Below are 9,726 nucleotides of genomic sequence, written 5' to 3' on the forward strand. Positions count from 1 at the left end.
GAATATCGGACTGTATTTTAGTGAACGATACCATCTCTTAAACTTGGTTGAGCGTCTTTTACAAAGTCATTTGATGAGTTGTTGGTATCCAGGTAAAGGTTTTTACCATTCGTCATCTGTCCGTTTACTTTACGTCTTACTGATTTCCCGAAACGCGTAGGATCCTTATCAATAGTTCCTACGGAAGTCCATCCGCCATCAATACTAGCAGAAGTCAGGGTATGAGCAAATTTAGAAGAGATACTGTTGTTTACTCCGTCAATAATCCATGAATTAGGAATAGAATAAGCACTTTTCGATGTAACTCCACCTGCACTGTTGATGTAAGTATAGTCATATTTGTTTTTATTCAGGAAGCTTTCTTCATTTTCATCAAATGGAAAACGAGCGATCACATAACTTTCAAAACCACGATCGTGTAAAAAGAACATGTTAAAGTTCATTTGTGAATAGATGACTTTTGCATTTGGAACAGAAGGATTGTCTACCTGTCCTAATGCCGGATTGTTTGAAGGATATTCAAAGTTCGCATTATGAAGGTCATATGCGGTGCTGGTTTGAGCCTTATGGTTGATTGCGTTGTCTGCAATGACGATGAAATCTCCTGGTTGTACAGGATAATCAGTCCCGGAACCTGGGAGTACCATTACTGCTTTTACCGGGAATGACAGGTTAGCATTGTATGGAGTAGGGTTTTTATCTTCTACAGTCAGGAACTCAGACTGCCCAATGATGAGTTTGTCTGCATATAATACTTCTTTGGTGTTATTGGTTAATTTAAAATAACGTCCTGAGTTGTAGTTTTTACCTTCTACTGTTTTGATTCCTGTAAAGAAAACTTCTTCAATAATAAAGTCATCATGAAATTTCTTAATAATAATAGGAATATTAAGGTTAGTGGCCGGCAGAGCAATATCAGTTTGAGCCATCGCTCCAGCTGATACCTCTTCATTATTGGAAATTACACCACCGTTTACTGTAATTTTGTAAGATCCATAAGGTAAAGGTAAAGAATACGTATTCACATTCTTAATGGTTTCTCTTCTTACAGCACCTGTATTTACTTCTCTGATTTCAAGATCCAAACTTTTGTAAGACGAAATATTTTCACCTGAAAAATTTAATGTTAAAACTCCATTTTGAGTAGTGGTTGTTCCGAAATCATCACTGGTACATGATGTTACTGTAAATGTTGTAGCCATCATAGCGGCTAAACTTAATAGTAAAACTCTTTTTTTCATGTTATTTTTTTGATATATATTAAAAATTGTAGTTTAATTCCATCCCGAAATACGGGGCATTTGCTCCTTTTCTGTAAACCTTTACATTATTGAAAACATAAGGGGCACTATAGTTGAAAAGCCTGTTGACAAATAATGAGGTACGAAGAGCCTTATAAATACTTTTAGTGACTTTAATATTTCCTATCATGGTAAAAGTGTAAAGTCTATCCAGATTATCAGAAACTGAAACGTTTCTTACCAGCCATTGTTTATAAGTATCTGTTCTGTCTGCATCTGTAAAAGGGCGTATTACTCCATCAACTCCATAATAAGAAATAGGCTCAGCAATTCTTCTGTCATTTCTGCTGTGGTCATATAAGCTTCCTTGTATAGAAGCTGAAATAATCATATCAAGGCTTGGAAGATAGGTGTCTATAAGCAGGTTATAATTTAGGTTTGAATTCACATAACCGTAATCGGATTTATAGATCCCATAATAAGGGTAGGCTTCTGTTCCGATAGAGCCATTAGGCCTTTTAATAATAGGTGCTGAATTTCTGTATTGGGTTTTGAACCAAGCACCAGTAAAGGTAAATCTTGTATTGATAGCCTTGATTCGTGGCGAGGTATATCCAAATTCAATTCCTTGTTTTAAAGTTTCACTTCCGTTTTCTGTAGTGGTGTATTGTCCAAAAACATTTTTAACTTCATAAGGGACATTGGTTAAATCTGGTCCGTTTGGTGTCCATTGGGTTAAATCTACTTTTGTGTTATCATATTGTTTATAACGGTGAACAGTAGTTTGATCCATATTTCGGAAACCATTGGTCATATTTTCTTTAAAATAAGTCATAAAGAATTCATGATTTCTGTAAGAAAGATCTAAACGAATTTCTTTTTTAATGCTTTTAGCGGCTTCAAGTTCTTTATTTTCTCTTGGCTGTACATAGGTCATGAAATTTACATATCGATACTGTTCATCATTATGATAGTGATTCAGCTGAGTATAATCCCAATAGTCTTTATTAGGATAAAGCATTAACAGCGTAGGCTGTTTGTAGAAAAGACCATATCCTAAGGTAACGTCTGTTTTTAAAGGATAGCCATTAATGATGAGGTGGGGCAGACTATACTGGAAATTCAATCTTGGTTCAGCAAAAACTTTTTTACTGATCGCATAAGAATTGTCAATCCCCAGATTTTTTGACAATCTCAATCCTGCATACAAGGTAAATTTATGCTGATTAAGAGTGTAGCTCATTTGGTCGCCAAAGAAAGCTGCTAATAAACTGGAGGCGGGAATATCATTGTAAGGTCTTGGCCTTGCTATTCCTGAGTTGGCAGAAGGTGGCGTTTTCATGTCATATTGCATGCCCTTACCATTATTTTTTGAATACCTCCAATCAAGTCCGGCTTCATATTGATGAGTTACTCCAAATGTTTTCTTTGTTCCGTTTGCCTGAAAAAAAGCGGTGATATCCAAAGGTTTTCCTTCTGTAGAAAATTCAGTGATATAGCGGAGATCTGGATAGTATCCTACATTTTCTCCTTGTTCCGTAGCCAGTGAAAAAGAACGAGGACCAGATAATTGAATCAGTTTTATCTGTTCTATTTTTTCAAATCCCTGACGGATGGCTGTATTTAAAGTTAGCTTATTGAAAAAAGAATTTTTATCCAGCTGATAGAGGAAATTATTTGTTATGCTGATTCTTTTATTATTCGATTCATATTTATCAGTTGATGGATAGCCATTGTCCGGATCATATTTTTTATTGTCGATATTAGTGGAGAAGTCAATGGTAGATTTCCATTCTAATGGTCTTGACCATAATGTTGAGATTTTCTTTGAACGGATGGAAGCTGTGATACGTTGATATGTTTCAAAATCATCAGTAGGATTTGCTTTTGAGTCGAGGTAATCTGCACTTGCGCTCAACTGCCACTTATCAGCAATCTTAAAGCCTTTGCTCAGATAATACTGCTTACTAAAGCCGTCAGCTTTAAATCTTGCCTGCAAGGGAGATGCTTTTATTCTACGTTCAATTTTGATCAATCCTGAAGTAAGATCTCCATAGGCTGCTGAAGGAATACCACGGATGACTTCTACTTTCTCAATATCATTGGTGGATATGGTTCTCATATCAACTCCGGAAGTAGCTGTTTCTCTACCCTTCGGACCTTCTGCAAATTGTCTGTTATCTACCGAAATCTGCATATCTGCATTAGAATTGATGATGTTGTCATCAATCATGAATTGTACTCCAAGAGAGGAAGTATTGTATTCATTCCCGCTATAGCCTGCAGTATTTTCCCGAAGAGTTGCTCTATTATTATAATTTAAGACTGGAGCTTTCGAAAGTCCGCCGGGAAGAAGTTCCATAAGATCGGAGAAACTGGAAGGCTGTAAGTGCTGCATAGCTTGTCTGTCAATAACAGATTTGGTTGTTAAACCTTTTCCTTCCTTAGAAAATACAACTACTTCTTCCAGTTTATTGATGGGCAGAAGTTTTATCGTAATGTTTTGAGGAGAAGCATGTGCAATATTCAGCTCTTTTTCCTGGAACTCAGGATGGGTAATTTTGATGTGATATTTGCCGGTGGGAATAGAAATATCTGTATTTCCATTTTTATCAGTCGTTAAAGAGGTTTGATTGATGGTAACAGAAGCCCCTTTTAATTCTTTGTTGTTTTCGTCAAATACAGTGATTTGCAATTGGGAGTTTTCATTTTGCGCTTTTACAAACTGTATACTGACAATAAAAAAGAAAACAAAAAGTAAAGATCTAGTCATTTTTATTTATTCTAAATAAGAAGACTGCAAAACTATAAAATATAATAATGCTAGTCAATGGTTATTTAGAATAAATTAAAATAACAAAGCAAAATTCCGGAAAATACCCGGAATTCTGTTATATAATCTGATGCGAAAGTTATATAATATTCACTTCCCGCTCTAATTCTATCCCGAATTTTTCTTGTACAGAATTGATAATTTCAGTGGAGAAATCAAAAATTTCTTTTCCGGTTGCTTCACCGGTTGCATTGATGATGACCAAAGACTGAAGCTTATGGGAAGCTACATTTCCGATTTGCTTACCTTTCCACCCGCATTGCTCAATCAGCCATCCGGCAGGCACTTTTATCATATTACCATTAGGATACCCCTGGATGTTTTCAAATTTCTGTTTTAATTCTTCAAACTGGGCTAAAGGAATGGTTGGGTTCTTGAAAAAGCTTCCAGCATTCCCAATTTGCTTAGGATCCGGAAGTTTACTTTGTCTAATGTTGATCACCGCTCTGGAGACATCTTGAATAGAAGGATTGTGAATTCCTAGTTTTTCAAGCTCAGAGGTAATAGCTCCATATTCAGTTTTGATGTGATGATCCTTTTTTGTAAGCTTAAAAGTAACTTCTAAAATGATGTATCTTCCTTTTCCCTCTTGTTTAAAGATAGAATCTCTATACCCAAACCTGCATTTTTCAATATCGAAAGTTTCAATCTCAAGGTTTTCCAGATCCAACACCTGGCAGTGAACAAATACATCCTTGATTTCCGTTCCGTAAGCTCCAATATTCTGCATTGGAGAAGTTCCTACATTTCCGGGAATCAAAGACAGGTTTTCCAATCCGCCATAATTTTTATCCAGACAATCCATTACAAATTCATGCCAGTTTTCTCCTGCTTTTGCAGTAACCAGAATTTCATTTTCATTGAGGTTTTTCTCAGAAATCCCTTTTAAATTAAGCTTAATAGCAAGACCTTCAAAATTTTTTGTCAACAGAATATTACTTCCGCCTCCAAGGAGTAGAAGAGGAAGTGCGTTTTCTTTTGAAAAAGTAAGAGCATCTTTTAATTCTTCAATGCTGTTTATTTCAACAAAGTATTTTGCTTGGGCATCAACCCCAAATGTGTTATAAGGCTTTAATGAAAAATTTTCTTGCATGTTTTATTGGTATTCTTTTGGAAGAATTTTGTCTAATTGTTCTTTAAGTTGTTGAAGCTGTTTGTAATGTTCAGTATCGGCAAAAGAGTTTACGTAGAAATGAGCTTTCTTGGATGTGCGTATCTGAAAAGTCTCATCAATACCATCTACTGATTGCTGGCTTGGTGAACTTTTGATATTGTCTAGATCTTTAACATTGATTGAGGAGATGAGCTGCTTCCAAGTATCCTTGTTGATAGCTGCGGCCCATTCTTGATGAGTTTTATTAACGGTAGCCCCTTTTTCTGCAAAGACAGAATCTTTAGTAACCTTGATAATCCTGTATTCACCCAGAGTTCCTCCAATATGAGACAGCCTGATGAGGGTTATTTCATTTGAATTTTTGGAGGGCGGAGCTTGTTCTGATTTTTTTGAATCACAGGAAAAAAATGCCGACAGCAAAAAGATCGGAAATATGAGTTTCAGATATACATTTTTTGTTGTCGGCATCATTGATAATTTATAGGCTAAATTCCTCTCTATATTGCTTTAAAGCTTCTTTCAGAATTTCAGCACTTCTTTTAAGATCTTCTTCTTTCAGTACGTAAGCAATTCTTACCTGCTTTTTACCTAATTCAGGATTGCTGTAAAAACCTCCGGCAGGAGCTACCATGATCGTTTCTTTGTTAAGAGAATACGACTCAAGCAGCCATTGTGCAAATTTCTCAGTATCATCTACAGGAAGTTCTGCAACACAGTAGAATGCACCTCTTGGCTTAGGGCAGATTACTCCCGGAATAGCATTTAAAAGATCTACTAAAATATTTCTTCTGTGGGTGTATTCTTCTCTTACTGCTCTGATATAAGCTCCATCATTCTGGTGAGCTGCTGTCGCTGCAATCTGTCCTAAAAGAACAGGACTTAATCTTGCCTGTGCAAAAAGCATTGCAGCATTACGGATTTTTTGAGAACGTGTTACCATACATCCGATTCTTACTCCACACATGGAATAACGCTTGGATTCTGAATCGATAACGATGCAGTTTTCTTTTAGTTCAGGGAAGTCAAGAATAGATACTTGCTGTTTCCCATCATATACATATTCTCTGTATACCTCATCAGAGATGATTACGATATCATATTTTAAAGCAATTTCAGCAAGTTTCTTAAGTTCTTCACGAGTATAGAGGTATCCTGTAGGGTTACCTGGGTTACAAATGATAATTGCTCTGGTTTTTTCTGTAATCTTTTTTTCAAATTCTTCAATTGGAGGCAGAGCAAAACCTGTATCAATAGTAGACGAGACTGCTACTACATTCACATCAAATGTGCTGGTGAATCCATTGTAGTTTGCGTAGTAAGGTTCAGGGATGATTACTTCATCTCCATCATCGCACAACGTTGAAATAGCAAAGTTCAAGGCTTCAGACCCCCCATTGGTTACAATGAAGTTATCAGGAGTAAGATCTGAAAAACCTAAAGAATGGTAATATTCTGTAAGCGCTTTTCTATAATCCAGGTTACCTTCAGAAAGTGCATATTCCAGTACTTTAAGATCAATATTCTTTAAAGCATTTAACGCTGTTTCCGGAGTTTCAATATCAGGCTGCCCGATATTAAGGTGATATACTTTTATTCCTTTTTGTTTTGCTTGTAACGCAAAGGGAACCAGTTTTCTTACCGGCGATGGCGGCATATGCAGTGCTCTGTTTGAAATATTCGGCATTGTTCAAAAATTTGTATGACAAAAATAGGATTTAATTTCTCAATAATAAAATTAAGCGGAAGAAAGAAACGGCTTATGATCTACTAGAAGAGCAGGTGATTTTAATGATTGTAATATTAATATTGAGTTTATTTTCTGTAATTGTTGATTATTTTTTAAAAATAAGTTTTTTATGTTAATATTTTTCTTAATTTTCAATTCAAATATAAAAAAAATGACAATAAATTTATTTTCTAGGGTGCTTCCTGCGATTGCTCTTCTCTCAGCCGGCTCTATTACGGCTCAAAACTTTCAAACGATGCCCATTGCATCAGGATTTACATCGGATGTAATTGCTAATGGAATAGGATCGGCATCGGTTTCTACAACGTCTGATGTAGACGGGGTATCTTTTGCTTTTGTGGCGAAAGATTTTAAACTTACTTCTACCAGTACCCCTCTCACGTATGGCCTTCCTGTAGACGGAATCATCAATTCAGTGGTAGCTTCTACTCCCGGACTTTCCTATCAATTGGGAGATTTAAGTGCCAATAACTCTTTAAAATTAGTTTCAAGCGGAGAGAGCGGAACTTTGTTGCTGGCTACTCCAAAAGCTGCTGTTAAACTGTATATGCTTGCCACAAGTGGTAGCGGAACATCAGTTGTAAGTGCTACAGTAACTTTCACAGATAATTCAACTCAGACATTCTCCAATATCAGCCTTTCAGATTGGTACAATGGTTCTAATTTTGCTATTCAGGGGATTGGAAGAATCAATAGAGATAACAATAATTTAGATCCTAGCAGTAACAATCCAAGATTGTATCAGTCCGTTTTGAATATTGATGCCGCCAATCAGGCAAAGCCAATACAGAGTATTACAATTACGAAAAGTTCAGGATCAGGTATTCCTAACATATTTGCTTTCTCAGCAGATGCTTTTTCAGATTGTATGGCACCTGTTACAGATGCTGCAACCGGAATAACTTCAAATACTGCACAAATCTCGTGGACCGTTCCGGCAAGCAATCAGACTACGGGTTATGATATTTATTATAGCACAAGTTCAGCGGTACCTGCTGCCAATGCCAATCCTAATTATTCCAATGTTACAGGAACTTCGTATACTCTAAATAACTTATCTCCAAGTTCTACTTATTATTATTGGGTAAGAGCCAATTGCAGTACAGCAACAAGTAAAAGTGCATGGTCTCTTGCTAAATCATTTACAACACAATGTGGTGCAGTAGTGCCTTCCTATACTAATAACTTTAGTACTTTTCCTGGATTATGCTGGGTTAATAATTTAGTAGGAGGAGATCCGGCTAACGGGCCATCAGGTACAGGTACTTCTTATTGGGGATCACGTAGCTTTTTAAATACTTCAGCCAATGGGCCTTCAGCATCTATGAATTTATATTCTTCGGATCGAACAGGATGGCTGAAAACGGGAGCTTTTAACCTTTCAGCAGGAGGATATAAAGTGAAATTTAATTATGGCGTTACTACCTATTCAGGTACTGCCTCTTCTTCTATGGATAGCGATGATGTTGTTCATTTCCTGGTTTCCAATGATGGCGGAACTACATGGATGATTTTACAAACCTGGGATGCAAATAATTCTCCTTCTAATACATCAAATGAATACACCTTCGACCTGGCTAACTTTACTAATGCAAATACTATATTTGCTTTTTATGGAAGTACAGGATCACAAGATGAAGACTTAGATTATAATTTCTATGTGAAGAATTTTACCATTGAAAATGCTCAACTAAGTACCTCGGAAGTAAGCCGTCAGGAGAAAAAAGTATCCGTTCATCCGAATCCGTTTAAGGATATTCTGTATATATCAGACACAAGGGATATTAAGTCTGTAACTGTAACAGATACTACAGGAAGAATAGTGAAAACGGTAGAAGGTTCTGCGAAAGAACTTGATCTAAGCAGATTAAATTCGGGACTGTATTTTGTGACTCTTTATTTTAAAGATGGATCTCATTCTACTGTAAAAACAATCAAGAAATAATTTTTTAGTGTAAATAAAGTGGAGTGGCGGTACAATTTTGTACTGCTGCTTTTTTTATGTAAGAAAGTCCTCAAAATATTAAAATCACGTAATCAAATGATGTTGATGTATTATACTTTCAGCAATAAGATGAGAGTAACTTCCAGCCTCTATCTTCCAGCTTGCTGTTCAATAATCAATAATTTTTCTTAATTTAAACCTCAAAACTTACTGAAAATGCAAATTATATCAAACTCACTGGAAGATTATCTTTCAAAGATTCCGGAAGAAAGACAGGAGCCATTTAAAAAACTTTTTGATGCAGTGAATGACAACCTGCCTGAAGGTTTTGAAGAAATGTCTAATTATGGCATGCTGGGCTGGGTTGTTCCATTGAAAACATATCCTGCAGGGTATCATTGTACCCCTGGAACACCGTTGCCTTTTATTAATCTGGCTTCACAAAAGAACTTTATTGCATTGTATCATATGGGACTGTACTCCAGACCTGAACTTTTGGATTGGTTTGTCGCTGAATACCCTAAACATTCAAAGAAAAAACTGGATATGGGAAAATCCTGTGTACGCTTTAAAAAACCGGAAGATATTCCTTTTGAATTAATTGCAGAATTAAGTCAAAAAATGACTGTAGAAGATTGGATTGGAATTTATGAGTCTCAGTATAAAAAGTAAAGTGAGAAAGCTGGAAGCTGGAAGAGAGAAGTTAGAAGTACTTTTTGTGTTACTGACTTCTTTCATTCTTTTGATGGAAAATACCCCCAATTTTGAAACATCGAAATTGAGATTTCAGTTGTTTGTTAATTGGATAAAACTCAATACTAATTTTAAAATTTGTTATTTGGCAGT

The 9,726-nt window shown here is 36.0% G+C and carries 7 protein-coding genes; 2 read left to right on the top strand and 5 right to left on the bottom strand.

Annotated elements, in window-relative coordinates:
• Positions 1–17: 17 nt before the first annotated feature.
• From AC3HD6_RS22990 to AC3HD6_RS23010, 5 genes are all read right to left on the bottom strand, one after another.
• Positions 18–1,241: a DUF4876 domain-containing protein gene (locus tag AC3HD6_RS22990; protein WP_488898435.1), complete on the bottom strand. Its 1,224-nt coding sequence runs from the start codon at positions 1,239–1,241 to the stop codon at positions 18–20.
• A gap of 19 nt (positions 1,242–1,260) precedes the next feature.
• The gene (locus tag AC3HD6_RS22995) at positions 1,261–4,014 is read right to left on the bottom strand and encodes a TonB-dependent receptor (protein WP_488898436.1); all 2,754 of its coding nucleotides are present in this window, start codon (positions 4,012–4,014) and stop codon (positions 1,261–1,263) included.
• A gap of 139 nt (positions 4,015–4,153) precedes the next feature.
• Positions 4,154–5,167 carry a UDP-N-acetylmuramate dehydrogenase gene (gene murB / locus AC3HD6_RS23000; protein WP_488898437.1) on the bottom strand — a complete coding sequence of 338 codons (1,014 nt, stop codon included), beginning with the start codon at positions 5,165–5,167 and terminating at the stop codon, positions 4,154–4,156.
• Positions 5,168–5,170: 3 nt separating this feature from the next.
• A complete protein-coding gene (locus tag AC3HD6_RS23005) occupies positions 5,171–5,656 on the bottom strand; it encodes a hypothetical protein (protein WP_488898438.1) in 486 nt (161 codons plus the stop codon).
• A gap of 10 nt (positions 5,657–5,666) precedes the next feature.
• Entirely contained in the window at positions 5,667–6,872 is a 1,206-nt protein-coding gene (locus AC3HD6_RS23010) for a pyridoxal phosphate-dependent aminotransferase (RefSeq protein ID WP_488898439.1), read from the bottom strand.
• Between the two features lie 214 nt (positions 6,873–7,086).
• Here AC3HD6_RS23010 and AC3HD6_RS23015 point away from each other — a divergent pair, with 214 nt between their 5' ends.
• Both AC3HD6_RS23015 and AC3HD6_RS23020 read left to right on the top strand, forming a co-directional pair.
• A complete protein-coding gene (locus tag AC3HD6_RS23015; RefSeq protein ID WP_488898440.1) occupies positions 7,087–8,880 on the top strand; it encodes a T9SS type A sorting domain-containing protein in 1,794 nt (597 codons plus the stop codon).
• Positions 8,881–9,096: 216 nt separating this feature from the next.
• Positions 9,097–9,552: a DUF1801 domain-containing protein gene (locus tag AC3HD6_RS23020; protein WP_488898441.1), complete on the top strand. Its 456-nt coding sequence runs from the start codon at positions 9,097–9,099 to the stop codon at positions 9,550–9,552.
• Positions 9,553–9,726 lie beyond the last annotated feature (174 nt).

Source organism: Chryseobacterium sp. II3a, assembly GCF_057815135.1.